Annotated in this window: 14 protein-coding genes; 10 read left to right on the forward strand and 4 right to left on the reverse strand. The window is 68.0% G+C overall.

What is annotated here, in order from left to right; translation table 11 throughout:
• The first annotated feature begins 13 nt into the window (after positions 1-13).
• The 7 genes from VSR71_RS01670 to VSR71_RS01700 all read left to right on the forward strand — a co-directional run bounded on the left by VSR71_RS01670 (position 14) and on the right by VSR71_RS01700 (position 5,586).
• Complete coding sequence (locus VSR71_RS01670) at positions 14-715, forward strand: VOC family protein (protein WP_342912208.1); 702 nt, start codon at positions 14-16, stop codon at positions 713-715.
• A gap of 39 nt (positions 716-754) precedes the next feature.
• Entirely contained in the window at positions 755-1,468 is a 714-nt protein-coding gene (locus tag VSR71_RS01675) for an alanyl-tRNA editing protein (protein ID WP_342912209.1), read from the forward strand.
• Entirely contained in the window at positions 1,465-2,112 is a 648-nt protein-coding gene (locus VSR71_RS01680) for a LysE family translocator (RefSeq protein WP_342912210.1), read from the forward strand. The genes VSR71_RS01675 and VSR71_RS01680 overlap by 4 nt, the downstream gene beginning before the upstream one ends.
• A gap of 129 nt (positions 2,113-2,241) precedes the next feature.
• On the forward strand, positions 2,242-3,165 hold the full coding sequence (locus VSR71_RS01685; RefSeq protein ID WP_342912671.1) for a DMT family transporter: 924 nt from the start codon (positions 2,242-2,244) through the stop codon (positions 3,163-3,165).
• A gap of 14 nt (positions 3,166-3,179) precedes the next feature.
• Positions 3,180-3,635, forward strand: a complete 456-nt coding sequence (locus VSR71_RS01690) for a RidA family protein (RefSeq protein ID WP_209759980.1) — start codon at positions 3,180-3,182, stop codon at positions 3,633-3,635.
• A gap of 82 nt (positions 3,636-3,717) precedes the next feature.
• Positions 3,718-4,908, forward strand: coding sequence for a PLP-dependent aminotransferase family protein (locus tag VSR71_RS01695; RefSeq protein ID WP_342912211.1), 1,191 nt, complete (start codon positions 3,718-3,720; stop codon positions 4,906-4,908).
• 33 nt (positions 4,909-4,941) lie between these two features.
• Positions 4,942-5,586, forward strand: coding sequence for a glutathione S-transferase (locus VSR71_RS01700; RefSeq protein ID WP_342912212.1), 645 nt, complete (start codon positions 4,942-4,944; stop codon positions 5,584-5,586).
• 37 nt (positions 5,587-5,623) lie between these two features.
• On the opposite strand, the gene VSR71_RS01705 is transcribed toward VSR71_RS01700, so the two are convergent.
• The gene (locus tag VSR71_RS01705) at positions 5,624-6,277 is read right to left on the reverse strand and encodes a LysE family translocator (RefSeq protein WP_342912213.1); all 654 of its coding nucleotides are present in this window, start codon (positions 6,275-6,277) and stop codon (positions 5,624-5,626) included.
• Between the two features lie 409 nt (positions 6,278-6,686).
• Here VSR71_RS01705 and VSR71_RS01710 point away from each other — a divergent pair, with 409 nt between their 5' ends.
• A complete protein-coding gene (locus VSR71_RS01710; RefSeq protein ID WP_342912214.1) occupies positions 6,687-8,369 on the forward strand; it encodes an L-lactate permease in 1,683 nt (560 codons plus the stop codon).
• A gap of 181 nt (positions 8,370-8,550) precedes the next feature.
• The gene (locus tag VSR71_RS01715) at positions 8,551-10,380 is read left to right on the forward strand and encodes an ABC transporter ATP-binding protein (protein ID WP_342912215.1); all 1,830 of its coding nucleotides are present in this window, start codon (positions 8,551-8,553) and stop codon (positions 10,378-10,380) included.
• A gap of 161 nt (positions 10,381-10,541) precedes the next feature.
• Here VSR71_RS01715 and parC read toward each other — a convergent pair whose 3' ends face one another.
• The 3 genes from parC to VSR71_RS01730 form a co-directional block, all read right to left on the reverse strand.
• Positions 10,542-12,881: a DNA topoisomerase IV subunit A gene (parC, locus tag VSR71_RS01720; protein ID WP_342912216.1), complete on the reverse strand. Its 2,340-nt coding sequence runs from the start codon at positions 12,879-12,881 to the stop codon at positions 10,542-10,544.
• Between the two features lie 69 nt (positions 12,882-12,950).
• On the reverse strand, positions 12,951-13,763 hold the full coding sequence (locus tag VSR71_RS01725; protein ID WP_342912217.1) for a lytic transglycosylase domain-containing protein: 813 nt from the start codon (positions 13,761-13,763) through the stop codon (positions 12,951-12,953).
• A 66-nt stretch (positions 13,764-13,829) separates the two neighbouring features.
• Positions 13,830-15,821 carry a DNA topoisomerase IV subunit B gene (locus tag VSR71_RS01730; protein WP_342912218.1) on the reverse strand — a complete coding sequence of 664 codons (1,992 nt, stop codon included), beginning with the start codon at positions 15,819-15,821 and terminating at the stop codon, positions 13,830-13,832.
• Positions 15,822-16,165: 344 nt separating this feature from the next.
• Between VSR71_RS01730 and VSR71_RS01735 the strand changes: the two genes are divergently transcribed.
• The gene (locus VSR71_RS01735; RefSeq protein WP_342912219.1) at positions 16,166-17,377 is read left to right on the forward strand and encodes an MFS transporter; all 1,212 of its coding nucleotides are present in this window, start codon (positions 16,166-16,168) and stop codon (positions 17,375-17,377) included.
• Positions 17,378-17,942 lie beyond the last annotated feature (565 nt).

Raw genomic sequence — 17,942 nt, forward strand, 5'->3', positions numbered from 1 at the left:
CCATCAAGCCAAGATGAAGCTCGCCCTCGACCACCTCGTCATCGCCGCGCCCGACCTGGACGCCGGCACCGCCCATGTCGCAGACCTGCTGGGGATTGCGCCCCATGGCGGCGGTGCGCATGCCGCCATGGGCACGCACAACCGCGTGCTCGGCATGTTCGGCGGCATCTACCTGGAAGTGATTGCGATCGACCCCGCGGCCGCCGCGCCCCAACGGCCGCGCTGGTTCGGCCTGGACGCCGAAACCGTGCGGCAACGGCTCGAGAAAGGTCCGTTCCTGCTGCACTGGGCCGCTCGCGTCGAACGCCCCACCGACCTGACGCTGTGGCAGTCGCAATACCCGGCCCGGATCGCGCCGGTGATCCCGATGACGCGCGGCGACCTGCGCTGGCGCATCACGGTGCCTGAGGACGGCGCCCTGCCCGGCTGGCAAGGCGAGGCCGATGCGGCCGGTGACGGCTTCGGTGACGGCCTCGGTGACGGCCTGTTGCCCAGCCTGATCCAGTGGGACGTGGCTGCCTACCCTGGCACCAGCCTGCCGCGGCAGGACCTGGCGCTGCGCAAGCTGTGCGGCCGCCATCCGCGCGCCGAACTGCTGCGGCAGGGCCTCGCCTGGCTGGGCGCGGACCACCTGATCGCGATCGAGCAGGGCGACGGCCAGCCGGAGCTGTGGGCCGACATCGAAACCCCGCAGGGCATCCGCACCCTGCGCTAGCCATACCGGCAAGCAACAAGAATCCCCGAGGAGACACCGATGTCCACGACCCGCAAGCGTTTTGACGACGATCCCTATCTCGATCACTGCACCGCGACCGTGCTGGCGGCCAGCGCCGAAGGCATCGAACTGGACGAAACCGTCTGCTACGCGCGCAGCGGCGGCCAGGCCGGAGACACCGCCACGCTGGCGCTGTCCGACGGACGCACCGTTGCCATCGTCGACACCGTGTATGCCGACGACCGCAGCCGCATCCTGCATCTGCCCACGCCGGACGCCGCGCTGCCGCGCGTGGGCGAGCGCGTCACGGTCACCATCGACTGGGCGCGCCGCCACCGGCTGATGCGCCTGCATACCTGCCTGCACCTGCTGGGCTCGCTGATCCCGGTGCCGGTGACCGGCTGCGGCATCTCGCCGGACTCGGCGCGGATCGACTTCGACCTGCCGGAATCGACGCTGGACAAGAGCGACCTTACCGAACGCCTGAATGCGCTGATCCGCGCGGAAACGCCGGTGCGGGTCACGCTGATCACGCAGCAGGAGCTGGCCGCGCAACCGGAGCTTGTGCGCACCATCGGCGCGGCGCCGCCGGCGGGAACGTCGAGCATCCGCATCGTCGAGATCCCCGGCGTCGACCGCCAGCCCTGCGGCGGCACACACGTGAGCAATACCAGCGAGATCGGCACCGTGGCGGTAACCAAGATTGAGAAGAAGAGCCGCGCCAACCGCCGCGTGGTGGTGGCGTTCGCATGACCGCCGTGACCCCTGGCCTGCTCACCGGCCTGACGGCGGCGCAGTTCCTGGCCCTGCTGACGCTGCTGACGGTCGGCCTGTTTACGCCCGGGCCCAACACCACCATCGCCGCGGTGACCGGTGCCAACTTTGGCCTGCGCGCGACGCTGCCGCATTGCGTCGGCGTGGCGTTCGGCTTTGCCAGCATCCTGGCGCTGTGCGCGGTCGGCGTGGGCGCGCTGATCCTCGGCCAGCCGGCGCTGGCGTCGCTGGTGCACCTGGCCGGCGTGGCCTACCTGCTGTGGCTGGCCTGGAAGATCGCGCGCAGCACGGCACTGGCCGAAAAGCAGGTGCTGCGCCCGCTCAACGTGTGGCAGTCGGCGGCACTGCAGTACGCCAACATCAAGGCCTGGATGCTGGCGCTGGCGGTGGCGGCGTCCTACATGGCAGACGCCCCCGCGCCGCTGCAGCGCATGCTGCTGGTTTGCGGCGTATTCGCCCTGCTGGGCTTCGTCAGCAACGGCGTGTACGGCGTGCTGGGTGCGGCGCTGCGGCAATGGCTGCGCGAGGGCGGGCGCGTGCGCTGGTTCAACCGCGCCATGGGCGGCGCGCTGGCGCTGACCGCGCTGTGGATCGCCGTCGGCGCCCGGCCCGGCGTGCATTGAACCGAACGACAAGAACACAAGAGGCCAACCATGCCCGCTTTCTCGCACACCTCCTCGCACACCTCCTCGCATAACTCCTCGCACAACTCCTCGCCCGCTGCCGTACCCGCCGCGCCCCCTTCCGGCGGCATGCTGCTCGGCTTCATCGGCGTGGCCATCTTCAGCCAGACGCTGCCGTTCACGCGCATGGCGGTGGCCGAGCTGGACCCGATCTTCGTCGCCCTGGCACGCGCCGTTCTGGCCGCGCTGCTGGCGCTGGCATTGCTGGCCATGCGCGGCGCGCTGGCCGCGGCACGCCGCCCGCGCGGCGGACAGTGGCCGCGGCTGGCGGTGACGGCGCTGGGGGTGGTGGTCGGATTTCCGGTGTTCTCGTCGCTCGCGATGCGCGAGGTGCCGGCCGGCCACGGTGCCATCGTGGTCGGCCTGCTGCCGCTGGTCACGGCCGTGTTCGCGGCCTGGTTCGGGCGCGAGCGGCCGTCGGTGGGGTTCTGGCTGTCGGCCGTGGCCGGCAGCGCGCTGGTGGTCGGCTTTGCCGTCTGGCAAGGCGCCGGCGGCCTGCAGCACGCCGACTGGTACCTGTTTGCCGCGGTCGTGCTCGGGGCACTGGGCTATGCCGAGGGCGGCAAGCTGTCGCGCGAGCTGGGCGGGCTGGAGACGATCAGCTGGGCGCTGGTGGCGTCGCTGCCGGTGCTGGTGCCGGTGGTGGCCTGGCTGGCGCTGCGCGAACTGCCGGCGATCGCCGCGGCGTCGCCGCGTGCCTGGGCAGGCATGGCCTATGTTTCGGTGTTCTCGATGTTTGTCGGCTTCCTTTTCTGGTACGCCGGCCTCGCAAAAGGCGGCGTGGCCCGCGTCGGGCAGATACAATTGCTGCAGCCGTTCCTGACGCTGGCGGGCGGTGCGCTGATCCTGGCCGAGCCGCTTGACGCCCCCACCATCGCCTTCGCGGTGGCGGTGATCGCCGTCGTGGCCCTCGGCCGCCGCGCCGCCGTGCGCCAGGGAGCACCTGCCCCCACCCCGGAAACGTCCCCAGTCCGTCCAGGACGCATTCACTGACCAGGAGTCCACGTATGTCCGTCTACGATACCCTTGCCCGCCTCGGCGTCGAGCTGCCGACCGCCAACGCCCCTGCCGCCGCCTACGTGATGGCCGCGCAGACCGGCAATACTGTATTCCTGTCGGGCCATATCGCCCGCAAGGACGGCAAGGTATGGGCCGGCAAGCTGGGCAAGGACATCGACACCGAATCCGGCAAGGCCGCCGCGCGCGCCATTGCCATCGACCTGCTGGCCACGCTGCATGCGCACGTTGGCGACCTGAACCGCGTCACCCGCATCGTCAAGGTGATGAGCCTGGTCAACTCCACCCCCGAGTTCACCGAGCAGCACCTCGTCACCAACGGCGCTTCCGAGTTCCTGGCCGAAGTCTTCGGCGAAAAGGGCAAGCATGCACGCAGCGCCTTCGGCGTGGCGCAGGTGCCGCTGGGCGCCTGCGTCGAGATCGAGATGATCGTCGAAGTGCAGTAATTTCCGCCGGCCGGCCCGGGCGACCGCGACCGGCCGGCCTTGCCACACCGAAACACCCTCCCCAGACCACAAGAGACACATCATGAAATGGGCCATCTCCCGCCGGGCGCAGCAACTGACCAGCTCGGCTATCCGCGAAATCCTCAAGGTCACCGAGCGTCCGGAAGTCATTTCCTTCGCCGGCGGCCTGCCCTCGCCGGCATCGTTCCCGGTAGCGGCCATGGAGGCAGCGACGGCCCGCGTATTCGCCGACAACCCGCAGGCGGCGCTGCAATATGCCGCGACCGAAGGCTACCTGCCGCTGCGTGAATTCGTCGCCAGGCGCCACGGCGTGGAGGTCGAGCGCGTGCTGATCGTCACCGGTTCGCAGCAGGCGCTGGACCTGATCGCCAAGGTGATGATCGACCCGGGCAGCAAGGTGATGGTGGAAACCCCCAGCTATCTCGGCGCGCTGCAGGCGTTCTCGCTGTTCGAGCCTGAATTCGTCTCGATCCCGACCGACGACAAGGGCCTGGTGCCCGAGGCGCTGACGCCCGAGCTGACCGCCGGCGCGCGCTTCCTGTACGCCCTGCCCAACTTCCAGAACCCGACCGGGCGCCGCCTGCCGCTGGAGCGCCGCCAGGCGCTGGTGGCGCGCGCGCAGGAACTGGGCGTGCTGGTGGTGGAAGACGATCCGTACGGCGCGCTCAGCTACACCGGCGACCAGCTGCCGACGCTGCTGTCGATGAACCCGGATGGCGTGATCTACATGGGCTCGTTCTCGAAGATCCTGGCTCCCGGCATGCGCCTGGGCTACGTGATCGCCCCTCCCGAATTGCACTTCAAGCTGTGCCAGGCCAAGCAGGCATCGGACCTGCACACGCCGACCTTCACGCAGCGCGTGGCCTACGAGACCGTGCGCGACGGCCTGCTCGACCGCCATATCCCGACCATCCGCGAGCTCTACAGCAAGCAGTGCCAGACCATGCTGGACGCGCTCAAGCGCCACATGCCGGAAGGCGTGAGCTGGAACACGCCCGAAGGCGGCATGTTCATCTGGATGGAGCTGCCCGAGGGGCTGGACAGCATGGTTATCCTGGAAGAGGCGGTGAAGCGCAATGTGGCCTATGTGCCGGGCGCGCCGTTCTACGCCAGCAACCCGAAGCGCAATGCGCTGCGCCTGGCGTTCGTCACGGTGCCGCCCGAGCGCATCGAGCAGGGCGTGGCGATCCTGGGCGAGCTGTTCCGCGAGTCCATCGCCGCCGCTGCCGCCAAGCAACCGCGCGCGGCCTGACGCCGCAGGGGCGCACGCATTCCAGGAGCCGACATGCTGCGTATCTGGGGCCGACTCTCCTCCATCAACGTGCAGAAGGTGGTCTGGTGCGCGCGCGAGCTGCACCTGGACCATGAGCGCGTCGATATCGGCGTCAACAAGGGCGACCTCGACACAGAGGCCTACGTCCGGCTGAACCCGAACCGCCAGATCCCGGTGATCGAGGACTTCCGCGGCACGGACGTCGGCGGCGAGCCCTTCGTGCTGTGGGAATCGAACGCGATCGTGCGCTACCTGTGCGCGCGCTACGGCGAGGGCACGCTGTGGCCCGAAGACGTCAAGGCGCGCGCCTCGGCCGACCGCTGGATGGACTGGCAGACCACGGCCTTCAGCCCGGCGATGGTGACGGCATTCCTGAACCTGGTGCGCAAGCCCGCCGGAGAGCGCGACGAGGCCGCCATCCGGGCCTCGTGCGCGCGCACCGAGCCGCTGGCCGACCTGCTCGACAAGGCGCTGGCAGGCCGCGAATTCATCGGCGGCGACCGCTTCACCATGGCCGACATCTCGCTGGCCTGCGCCGCGCACCGCTGGATGGGCCTGCCGGTCCGGCACCAGCCGCGGCCGGACCTGGAGCGGTGGCTCGCGTCGATGCGCGCCCGCCCTGCCGCCGGCGGCATCCTGGAACTGCCGCTGCGCTGAGCGGCGGCAGTTTTTTCCTTCCCCTGCTTCTGCCTGCCTACTTCGCGGCGCGCGAGCCCGAAGTCGCCGTAAAGATCCCCAGCCCGATAAACGCCGCTCCCGTCAGGTAGCGGCCGAATGCGCGCGCGCGCCCGGCGCGGCGCAGCGCCGGCATCACGGCGGCCGCGGCCATGACGTAGCAGGCGTCGGTGGTGGCTGCGATCAGCACGAAGGCCACGCCCAGCGCCAGGCTCTGCGCCAGCGCCGAGCCGGCGGGGTTCATGAACTGCGGCAGGAAGGCGGCGAAGAAGATCGCGGTCTTGGGGTTGAGCAGCGCCACCACGAAGCCGTCGCGCACCACCTGGCGCAGGCTGCGCTGCGCCACCTCCGGCGTGCCGCCGTCCGTCGTCGCACCGCCGCCCCGCAGCGCGCGGATGCCCAGCCAGATCAGGTAGGCCGCCCCCGCATACTTGACCACCGAGAACGCCAGCGCCGAGACCGAGAACAGCACCGCCAGCCCCAGCGATGCGCCGATGGCGTTGCCCAGGTTGCCCAGCGCCACCGCGCCGATCGACGCCAGACCGGCCTGCCGGCCTTGCGCCAGCGTGCGCGTCACGATGTAGACCACGGCCGGGCCGGGAGTGATGGCCAGCGCCAGGCTGGCCAGCACGAAGGCGGTCAGCAGCGGCCACGCGGGCAGGAATTCAGTCATTGGGCAGCCTCTTTCGGTATGGGGATGCGGGCGGCGCCCGCTTTATGGCGAACGACAGTATGCGCCGCCCGGCCGCGCTCGCGCCAGTCCCCGCCATGGCTGGCGGGCCAGTCATCCGGGCCGCGCGCAGGCAGGCAGACTTTTGCAACAGGCGCCGTTTAGAGTACTCTGGCCGGTGTGCCGGGCAGGCCCCGCGTGCACTGTAATGCCCCAGGGAAACCCTGATCCCTGAATGTGGCTCATGCCAGGCATGACGCAATGTACGTCAGCGAACACGGAACCCGTTTCTACAATCGCTGGTTCTTTCCCGCGCGCGGCGGATGCCGCATGCCGGTGCAAAGCGCAAGCGGGTTGCCCAGGGCACGCAGATCGCCCGGGCCCCCGAGCCAACCTGAGGAGGATTTCGATCGTGTGGAGTCAAGTCTATGACCCGCTGGGCAATATGGCGCTGTCGACCATTGCCGCGGGCATTCCGGTCGCCGTGCTGCTGGCAGCGCTGGCGTTCTTTCATATGCAGGCACACCTGGCAGCCGGGCTGGCGCTGGTGATCGGCATCGTCGTGGCATCGACGGTGTTCGGCATGCCGGCCGCGATGGCCGGCAAGGCGGCCGGGCTGGGCATTGTCTCCGGGCTGTTCCCGATCGGCTGGATCGTGCTGAACATCATCTTCCTGCACCGGCTCACCACGCTGAACGGATCATTCAAGGTGCTGCAGAACTCGATCTCCGGCATCACCGAGGACCGCCGCCTGCAGCTGCTGCTGGTGGCCTTCAGCTTCGGCGCCTTCTTCGAGGGTGCGGCCGGCTTCGGCACGCCGGTGGCCGTGACCGGCGCCATCCTGATCGGGCTGGGCTTCTCGCCGCTGGCCGCCTCGGGGCTGGCGCTGATCGCCAATACCGCGCCGGTGGCCTATGGCGCGCTGGGCGCGCCGATCATCGGCCTGGCCTCGGTGACCGGGCTGGACCTGCTCGACCTGTCGGCCATGATCGGCCGCCAGCTGCCGTTCTTCTCGGTGATCGTGCCGTTCTGGCTGATCTGGGCCTTTGCCGGCTTCCGCGGCATGCTGGCGATCTGGCCGGCGATCCTGGTCGCGGGCGTGAGCTTCGCCATCCCGCAGTTCCTGGTGTCGAACTTCCATGGCCCGTGGCTGGTGGACGTGATCGCGGCACTGGTGTCGATGGGCTCGCTGACGCTGTTCCTGAAGGTCTGGCATCCGAAGGAAATCTGGACTTCGACCAAGATCCTCGGCCGCCACGATGACTCCAAGGTCGACCACCCCGAAGCGCTCGAAGCCGACGCCCGCGCCAGCGCCGCCGCGGCCGGCATCTCGGTGGCGAAGGCCTGGATGCCGTGGGTGATCCTGACGGTGTTCGTGTTCGTCTGGGGCATCCCCGAGTTCAAGAAGCTGATGGATAGCCTGTGGGCCTGGAAATTCCCGGTGCCGGGTCTCGACAAGGCCATCGTCAAGGTGCCGCCAGTGGTGCCCAAGGAAGTCATCGAAGGCGCCGTGTTCAACTTCAACGTGCTGTCGATGGCCGGCACCGGCATCTTTGTCTCGGCGATCGCCGGCGGCCTGCTGATGGGCTACTCGGTGCCGCGCCTGTTCAAGGAGTACTGGGAAACCATCAAGCTGGTGCGCTACTCGCTGCTGACCATCTGCGCGATGTTCGGCGTCGGCTACCTGACCCGCTACTCGGGCCTCGATGCCACGCTGGGCCTGGCCTTCGCCCACACCGGCGTGTTCTACCCGCTGTTCGGCACCATGCTGGGCTGGCTGGGCGTGGCGCTGACCGGCTCGGATACGGCCTCGAACGTGCTGTTCGGCGGCCTGCAGAAGACCACCGCCGAGCAGCTGGGCCTGTCGCCGGTGCTGATGGCGTCGGCCAACAGCTCGGGCGGCGTGATGGGCAAGATGATCGACGCGCAGTCCATCGTGGTGGCCTCCACGGCGACCAAGTGGTACGGCCACGAAGGTGACATCCTGCGCTACGTGTTCTTCCACTCGATCGTGCTGGCGATCCTGGTGGGCCTGTTCGTGACGCTCCAGGCCTACGTGCCGCCGTTCACGCACATGGTGATCCACCATCCCTGATTGCCCTGCCGCCGCAGCAGTTTCGGCATAGCGTTTCAGAGTAAGCCCCGCCGCTGGCGGGGCTTTTCCATTGGGCAACGCGCGTATCATGTTGCGTCTGATCCGCCGCAAGCGCCCCCGGGATCCCGCAAGGACAAAACGGCCGACTGGGCGTGCCGTGGCACACAACGGGAATCCTGCCATGTTGCGTCGCCTGGAAAGACTGATCGACCCCTTCCGTCCCATGCCCGACCGCGAGCCGCCAGGCCAGGTCCTGCGCTTCTACACCTGGTACCTGCGCGAAGTCTGGGGCGTGTTCGTGCTGCTGTTGCTGGTGGGGCTGGTCGGCGCGCTGATCGAGGTGGCGCTGTTCAGCTTCCTCGGCCGGCTGGTCGACATGGCGCAGAGCACGCCCGGCGCGGAATTCTTCACCCGGCATCGCAACGAGCTGTTGTGGATGCTGGTGGTGGCAGTGCTGCTGCGTCCCATCTTCTTTGGCCTGCACGACGTGCTGGTGCACCAGGTCATCAATCCCAGCCTGTCCAACCTGATCCGCTGGCAGAACCACCGCTACGTGCTCAAGCAGAGCCTGTCGTTCTTCCAGAACGACTTTGCCGGGCGCATCGCCCAGCGCATCATGCAGACCGGCTTCTCGCTGCGCGACTCCGCCGTGCAGGCGGTCGACGCGCTGTGGCACGTGGTGATCTACGCGGTCAGTTCGCTGGTGCTGTTCGCGCAGGCCGACTGGCGGCTGATGATCCCGCTGCTGCTGTGGATCGTCTGCTACGTGGCCGCGCTGCTGTACTTCGTGCCACGCGTGAAGGAGCGCTCGGTGGTCGCCACCGAATCGCGCTCGCGGCTGATGGGGCGCATCGTCGACGGCTATACCAACATCACCACGCTCAAGCTGTTCGCCCATACCCGGCAGGAAGAAGACTACGCACGCGACGCCATGGCCGAGCAGACCGAGAAGACGCGGCTGGCCGGGCGCATGGTCAGCGGCATGGACGTCACCATCACCGCGATGAACGGCGCGCTGATCGCCGGCACCACCGGGCTGGCGGTATGGCTGTGGAGCACGGGGCATGTCACCACGGGCGCGATCGCGCTGACCACGGGGCTGGTGATCCGCATCAACAATATGTCCGGCTGGATCATGTGGGTGGTCAACGGCATCTTCGAGAACGTCGGGCAGGTGCAGGACGGCATGAAGACCATCGCCGTGCCGCGCAAGGTCACCGACCGCGCCAACGCGCAGCCGCTGCGCGTCACACAGGGCGAAGTCCGCTTCGAGCAGGTGGGGTTCCACTACGGCAAGGGCTCGGGCGTGATCGAAGGCGTCAACCTGACGGTCCGCCCGGGCGAGAAGATCGGCCTGGTCGGCCCTTCCGGTGCCGGCAAGTCGACGCTGGTCAACCTGCTGCTGCGGCTCTATGACGTGGAAAGCGGCCGCATCCTGATCGATGGGCAGGACATCGCCGATGTCACGCAGGAAAGCCTGCGTGCGCAGATCGGCATGGTGACGCAGGACACCTCGCTGCTGCACCGCTCGATCCGCGAGAACCTGCTGTACGGCAAACCCTCCAGCACCGAGGCCGAGCTGACCGAAGCACTGCATGGCGCCCGCGCGGACGAGTTCATTCCCAACCTGGTCGATGCCCACGGCAATACCGGACTGGAAGCGCAGGTGGGCGAGCGCGGCGTGAAGCTGTCAGGCGGACAGCGCCAGCGCATCGCAATCGCGCGAGTGCTGCTGAAGAACGCGCCGATCCTGATCCTGGACGAAGCGACCTCGGCACTGGATTCAGAAGTGGAAGCGGCGATCCAGGACAGCCTGGAAACGCTGATGCAAGGCAAGACGGTGATTGCCATCGCGCACCGGCTGTCGACGATCGCGCGCATGGACCGGCTGGTGGTGCTGGACAACGGGCATATCGTGGAGAGCGGCACGCATGCGGAATTGCTCGCGCATGGGGGGCTGTATGCGCGGCTGTGGGCGCATCAGACGGGGGGGTTTGTGGGGGTGGATTGAGACGTTGCCCGCCGGATTGGGGGCTCCCTCTCCCGCTTGCGGGAGAGGGTTGGGGTGAGGGCAGGAGCGTCTTCGAAGTCAAGCCTGCGGTATGCCACCGCCTGCCCTCACCCCCTGCCCCTCTCCCGCAAGCGGGAGAGGGGAGCAAACCAGCAGGCCACTCAATTGCCGCCGGCTGGCTCCACCCGCACCGGATCGATCCTCGGTTCCTTCAGCCTGGCCTCGATCTGCTTGCCCTTGCGCGCGCGCTTGCCGACATAAGGCAGCAGCGACTGCCCGGCCAGCTTCTGCGACGAAGGCTTGCCGCCGCGGCCCGCGCCTGACAGCATCAGCCCCGGCGCGCCCACGGCAACCGCCTGCAGCAGCTTCTCCTTGGGCTCCAGCTCCATCAGGATCACGCCGCGGCCGCCGGCCGACAGCACCTTGACCTCGTCCAGCGCCACCAGCAGCAGGCGTCCGTTGCCGGACAGGCAGGCCGCATGCGTGGCCTCGTCGCCGATCGGCGCCGGCGGCAGCTGGGCATCGCCGTCGTCCAGCGTCAGGAACGACTTGCCGCCCTTCTGCCGGCCGGTCATGTCGCCCACCGTGGTCAGGAAGCCGTTGCCGCCGGCCGTGGCGATCAGCATGCGCTGGCTGGCGCTGCCGGCAAAGGTGTGCGCCACCTGGCTGCCGGACTGCAGCTCGATCAGCGTGGTGATGGGCACCCCATCGCCGCGCCCGCCCGGCAGGCTGGAGACCGGCACGGAATAGACCCGGCCATTGGTGCCGAACACCAGCAGCACGTCGACGGTGCGGCAGTCAAAGGTGTTGTAGAGCGCATCGCCCGCCTTGAAGGTGAACTGCTGCGGATCGTGGCCATGGCCCTGGCGCGTGCGCACCCAGCCCTTCTGCGACATGATCACCGTCACCGGCTCGTCGATCACGCGCACTTCGGCGGCGGCGCGGCGCTGTTCCTGGATCAGCGTGCGGCGCGGATCCTTGTCTTCCGGGCTGTACTGCTTGGCGTCGGTCTCGATCTCCTTGATGATGCGACGGCGCATCATGGTCTCGGACTTGAGCAGCACGTCCAGGTCGGCCTGCTCTTCGCGCAGGTCCTTCAGTTCCTTCTCGATCTTGATCGCTTCCAGCCGCGCCAGCTGGCGCAGGCGGATTTCCAGGATGTCCTCGGCCTGGCGGTCGGTCAGCTCGAAGGCTTCGATCAGCGCGGGCTTGGGCTCGTCGCTCTCGCGGATGATGCGGATCACCTCGTCGATATTGAGCAGCACCAGCATCCGGCCTTCGAGGATGTGGATGCGGTCCTCGACCTTGCCCAGGCGATGGCGCGTGCGGCGCGTGACCGTGTCGAAGCGGAACGCGATCCACTCGCCCAGGATCTCGCGCAGGCCCTTCTGCCGCGGGCGGCCATCGGTGCCGATCATCACCAGGTTGATCGGCGCGCCCGACTCCAGGCTGGTATGCGCCAGCAACGCCTGGATGAACTCCTGCTGGTCGATGTTCTTGCTCTTGGGCTCGAACACCAGCCGCACCGGCGCGTCCTTGCCGGACTCATCGCGCACCGCGTCCAGCACCGCCAGCACGGTGGCCTTGAGCTGCTGCTGGTCCGGCGTCAGCGCCTTCTTGCCGGCCTTGATCTTGGGATTGGTGATTTCCTCGATCTCTTCCAGCACCTTCTGCGCAGATGTGTTCGGCGGCAGTTCGTTCACCACCATCTGCCACTGGCCGCGCGCCATTTCCTCGATGGTCCAGCGCGCGCGCACCTTCAGGCTGCCGCGGCCGTTCTCGTAGATCTGGGCAATGTCCACCGCCGGCGAGATGATCTGGCCGCCGCCGGGATAGTCCGGCCCCGGCATCAGCGCCAGCAGCTCGGCCAGCGAGATGTTCGGGTTGCGGATCATCGCCACGGTGGCCGCGGCGACTTCGCGCAGGTTGTGCGGCGGGATCTCGGTGGCCATGCCGACCGCGATGCCCGAGGCGCCATTGAGCAGCACGAACGGCAGCCGTGCGGGCAGCAGCTTCGGCTCCTGCATCGAGCCGTCGTAATTGGGGATGAAGTCGACCGTGCCCTGGTCGATCTCGTCGAGCAGCAGCCGCGAGATCGGCGTCAGGCGCGCTTCGGTGTAGCGCATCGCCGCCGCGCCGTCGCCGTCGCGCGAGCCGAAGTTGCCCTGGCCGTCGATCAGCGGGTAGCGCAGCGAGAAGTCCTGCGCCAGGCGCACCAGCGCGTCATAGGCGGACTGGTCGCCGTGCGGGTGGAACTTGCCCAGCACGTCGCCGACCACGCGTGCTGACTTGACCGGCTTGGCATCCGCGCGCAGGCCCATCTCGTGCATCGAGAACAGGATGCGGCGCTGCACCGGCTTCTGGCCGTCGGCCACTTCCGGCAGCGCGCGGCCCTTGACCACGCTGACGGCGTAATCGAGGTAGGCGCGCTCGGCGTAGCGGGCCAGTGTCAGCGAATCGGCCGGCTCTTCAGATTGAAACGTGATGTCTTGTTGTTCCATGGATAGGCAAGAATTCGGCGCGCCTTATTGAAGCAGCGCGCCGGGTTGCTTGTTGTTCAGTCACGCCGGTCAGGGCATGTCGCGCCGCCCGCCAATCACCATCTTCACGCGCGGCCCGTCGGCAGTAGCACTGGCGCGCATCGGCCGCGCGCCCTGCGCGGGTTGGTAGAACCGGTAAAACTGCAGCACGGTGCTGACATACTGCTGCGTTTCGGGGTACGGCGGAATCCGGTTGTTGTAGCGCTGCACCGCGCCCTCGCCCGCGTTGTAGGCCGCCAGCACAAGCTCAAGGTTGTTCGGGAACAGCTGCATCAGCCAGCGCAGGTAGCGCACGCCGGCGGTGATGTTGGTGCGCGGGTCGGCCAGCTTCTGCTCGACCGTGCGGCGCTGGTCGGCGCTGACGCCAAAGCGCGCGCCGGTGTCGGGAATCACCTGCATCAGCCCGATCGCGCCCTTGGGCGAGACCGCGCCGGGATTGAAGCCCGATTCCACCGCCATCACCGCCTTGACCAGCGCGGGATCGACGTCCTGCTTGCTGGCGATCTGGTGGATCAGCGGCTCGACGGTCTTGATGTTGGGATGGTTGACGACGTAGCGGTAGAGCTTGTGCTGCTCGAGGTCGACATCGCCGGCGCCGTCCGCGCCAGCCTGCGCCCTGCCCCGCTGGAGCGCCGCCAGCCGCGCGCTGTCGAGCTTGCCGCCGTCCCTCATGAAGAGCTTGTAGCGCGCGTCCAGCTTCTGGTCGGCAAAGTGCGCCACGCCGTCGGCGTCGATAAAGCCCCACAGCTCGGCGTGCGCCGCCGGCGCACAGGCGAGCCCGGCCAGCGCCAGCACGGCGGCTGCCGCATTGCGCCATGGTTTGCCGGGGGGTTTCGTCGTCATCGTGCGTTCCTGCTGGTCGGGCGAACCGGGGGATTATCGCCCCAATCGCGGGCCGGCGCTCCGGCATCAGATATCGGCCTCGACCTCGTTGCCCTTCTCTTCCAGCCAGCTGCGGCGCTGCGCGGCCTCGCCCTTGCCCATGAGCATGTTCATCATCTCCACGGTCTGCGGCAGGTCGAATTCGCCCAGCGTCACGGGCAGCAAGCGGCGCGTGTCGGGATTCATGGTGGTTTCCCACAGCTGCTCGGCGCTCATCTCGCCCAGGCCCTTGAAGCGCGAGATCTGCCAGCTGCCATCCTTGACGCCGTCCTTGACCAGCTTGTCCTGGATGGCCACGAGTTCGCCTTCATCCAGCGCATACAGCTTCTGCGCCGGCTTCTTGCCGCGCGCGGGGGCATCGACACGGAACAGCGGCGGACGCGCCACATAGACGTTGCCGGCCTCGATCAGCTTGGGGAAGTGACGGAAGAACAGCGTCAGCAGCAGCACCTGGATATGCGCGCCGTCCACGTCCGCATCCGACAGGATGCTGATCTTGCCGTAGCGCAGGTTGGACAGGTCGGGCTCGTCGTTGGCGCCATGCGGATCCACGCCGATCGCCACCGCGATGTCGTGCACCTCGTTGTTGGCGAACAGGCGGTCGCGCTCGGTCTCCCAGGTGTTGAGCACCTTGCCGCGCAGCGGCAGGATGGCCTGGAATTCCTTGTCGCGGCCCATCTTGGCCGAGCCGCCGGCGGAATCGCCCTCGACCAGGAACAGCTCGTTGCGGGTCACGTCGGTGGACTCGCAGTCGGTCAGCTTGCCGGGCAGCACGGCCACGCCGGAGCCCTTCTTCTTCTCGACCTTCTGCGCCGCGCGCGTGCGCGCCTGCGCCTGGCGGATCACCAGCTCGGCCAGCTTCTTGCCGTACTCGACATGGTGGTTCAGCCACAGCTCCAGCGCCGGGCGGCTGAAGGTGGAGACCAGCCGCACCGCGTCGCGGCTGTTCAGGCGTTCCTTGATCTGGCCCTGGAACTGCGGGTCGAGCACCTTGGCCGAGAGCACGAACGAGGCGCGCGCGAACACGTCTTCGCTCATCAGCTTGACGCCCTTGGGCTGCAGCGCGTGCATCTCGATAAAGCTCTTGACCGCCTGGAACAGGCCCTCACGCAGGCCGGACTCGTGCGTGCCGCCGGCCGGCGTGGGGATCAGGTTGACGTAGGACTCGCGCACCGGCGCGCCGTCCTCGGTCCAGGCCACCACCCACGACGCGCCTTCGCCGTCGGCAAAGCCTTCCTCGCCCGGGTTGGCGTCGGGGTCGGCAAAGTGCTCGCCCTCGAACATCGGGATTACTAACTCCGAGCCGCTGCCTTGCGCCAGCGCTTCGACCAGGTAGCCCTTCAGGCCCTGGTCGTACTGCCAGGTCTGGGTTTCGCCGCTCTTCTCGAGCACCAGCGTGACCTTGACGCCCGGCAGCAGCACGGCCTTGCTGCGCAGCAGCCGCTGCAGTTCGGCCTGCGGGATCGCCGCCGAATCGAAATATTTGGCATCCGGCCACACCTGCACGCGCGTGCCGTTCTTCTTCTCGCCGCGCTCGAACTTGCGCGAAGCCAGCGGCACGGTCACGTCGCCACCGGAGAAGGTCAGCGTGGAGCACATGCCGTCGCGCCAGACAGTCACGTCCAGCTGCGTCGACAGCGCGTTGGTGACCGACACGCCGACGCCGTGCAGGCCGCCCGAGAAGGCATAGGCGCCGCCCTTGCCCTTGTCGAACTTGCCGCCGGCATGCAGCCGGGTAAAGACGATCTCGACCACCGGCACGCCTTCTTCCGGGTGGATGCCCACCGGGATACCGCGGCCGTCGTCCTCCACGCTGACGCTGCCGTCGCGGTGCAGGGTCACCAGGATCTCGGAGCCGTGGCCGCCCAGGGCCTCGTCGGAGGCGTTGTCGATCACCTCCTGCACGATATGCAGGGGGTTGTCGGTCCGGGTGTACATGCCGGGGCGCTGCTTGACCGGCTCCAGGCCCTTCAGGACCCGGATGGAAGATTCGCTGTACTGACTGGTTTTGCTCGCCATGGAGTCGCTACGAAAGTGGATGTCCCGGCTGCCGCGGGCGTACAACTGTGCACGCGCCGGGGCACCGGGCACTGCATTGTAATGGATGCGCGGGGCTGTATTCCCGCTGAAAAGCGCTTGCCGCTGCCGCCGGTGCCGGCGCCGCATTTGCCGCGGCACCGCCACTTTTTGCCGCGCCGGCGGCTTCAGGGGGCCGGCGTACGCGTTTTCCGCGTCCGGGGTAAACTCGCCACCACCCGGCCCATGGCAAGCCAGATTGCCGTCCCGGCACGGTCCACAACAAGCACAGACAATCCATGCCGGCGCCGCGCCACCGCGCGGCCAGCCGCACACCGAGCCAAGACATGCAAAACCGACAACTTTCCCTGACCACCGTGCTGGTGTGCGGGGGCCTGCTCGTAACGCTCTCGATGGGCATCCGCCACGGCTTCGGCCTGTTCAACCTGCCGATCACGCAGGCGCACGGCTGGAACCGCGAGACCTTCGCCTTCGCGCTGGCGCTGCAGAACCTGATGTGGGGCGCCAGCCAGCCCTTCGCCGGCGCGCTGGCCGACAAGTTCGGCGCGCTGCGCATCATGCTGATCGGCGTCGCGCTCTATGTGGCGGGCCTGGTGGTGATGGCGCTGGCGACCAGCGGCACGGCCTTTGCCACCGGCGCCGGGGTGATGATCGGCATCGCCCAGTCCGGCACCACCTACAGCATCGTCTACGGCGTGATCGGCCGCGTGGCCAGCCCGGAGAAGCGCGTGTGGGCGATGGGCATCGCCGCCGCGGCGGGCTCGTTCGGGCAGTTCCTGATGATCCCGGTGGAACAGGGGCTGATTTCCGGCCTGGGCTGGCAGAACGCGCTGTACGTGATGGCGCTGATGGCCTGCGTGATGCTGCCGCTGGCGCTGACCCTGCGCGAACCGCCCGAGATGGCGCACGGCGCCGGCCAGCACCAGACCATCGGCCAGGCTATCCATGAAGCCTTCAGCAACCGCAACTTCCAGCTGCTGACGCTGGGCTACTTCGTGTGCGGCTTCCAGGTGGTGTTTATCGGCGTGCACCTGGCGCCGTACCTGAAGGACCAGGGCCTGACCGACCCGAAGGTGGCCGTGGTGGCGCTGGCGCTGATCGGGCTGTTCAACGTGTTCGGCACCTATACCGCCGGCGCCATGGGCCAGCGGCTGCCCAAGCGCTACCTGCTCGCGTTCATCTACCTGGCGCGCGCGGTCGTGATCGCCGGCTACCTGCTGTTGCCGCTGACGGTGGCCAGCACCTGGGTGTTCGCGGCGCTGATGGGCTTCCTTTGGCTGTCGACGGTGCCGCTGACCAACGGCATCATCGCGCAGGTGTTCGGGGTGAAGTACCTGTCGATGCTGTCGGGGGTGGTGTTTTTCTCTCACCAGATCGGCAGCTTCCTGGGCGCATGGCTGGGGGGCTATCTCTATGACCGCACCGGGGGGTACAACACGGTGTGGCTGATCTCGATCGGGCTGGGCGTGATGGCGGCGCTGGTCAACCTGCCGATCCGCGAGCAGGCGCTGGTGCGGGCCCAGCCGGCGGCGGCGTGATGGCGGCGGCCCGCGCGCGCATGGCGAAGGCAGCCTTGCTGGCGGCGCTGGCGGGGGTGCTGGCGCTTGGGTTCGTGGGGTATTTGCGGCCTTCGTTTGTGGTCGATCTGACGAATATGGTGCTGGCGTGGTGTGGGTGAGGGTTGGGCGCTACGGTTGGTGACATGCTGTCGGCCGTTGAAGCTGTGTTATCGCCGTTGATGACATGCTGTCGGCCCGTTGAAGCTGTGTTATCGCCGTTGATGACATGCTGTCGGCCGTTGCGGCTGTGTTATCGCCGTTGATGACGTGCCGTCGGCCTTTGAACCGCCTGGTTCCGCCCTGCTGGGCGGGTCACTTTTTGTCCGAGCGACAAAAAGTAACCAAAAAGCGCGTCGCCTGAGCGGCTGGCTATCAAGTTGGCGGTGTGGGTGGTTCTGGCGGTGGTGATTTCCGTTCGATGTGGCTAGTGGTTCGGACCTGCTACGCCAGGTGAGTTTGGGACGGTGGCTGCGTCGACCCATTATTGAACGATCCCCATGCAGCGCGTAGGCCGCCTGCTGCCGGCGTCAACGCAGGAACGCCT

The sequence above is a fragment of the Cupriavidus oxalaticus genome (assembly GCF_038900635.1).
GTDB lineage: Bacteria > Pseudomonadota > Gammaproteobacteria > Burkholderiales > Burkholderiaceae > Cupriavidus > Cupriavidus oxalaticus_B.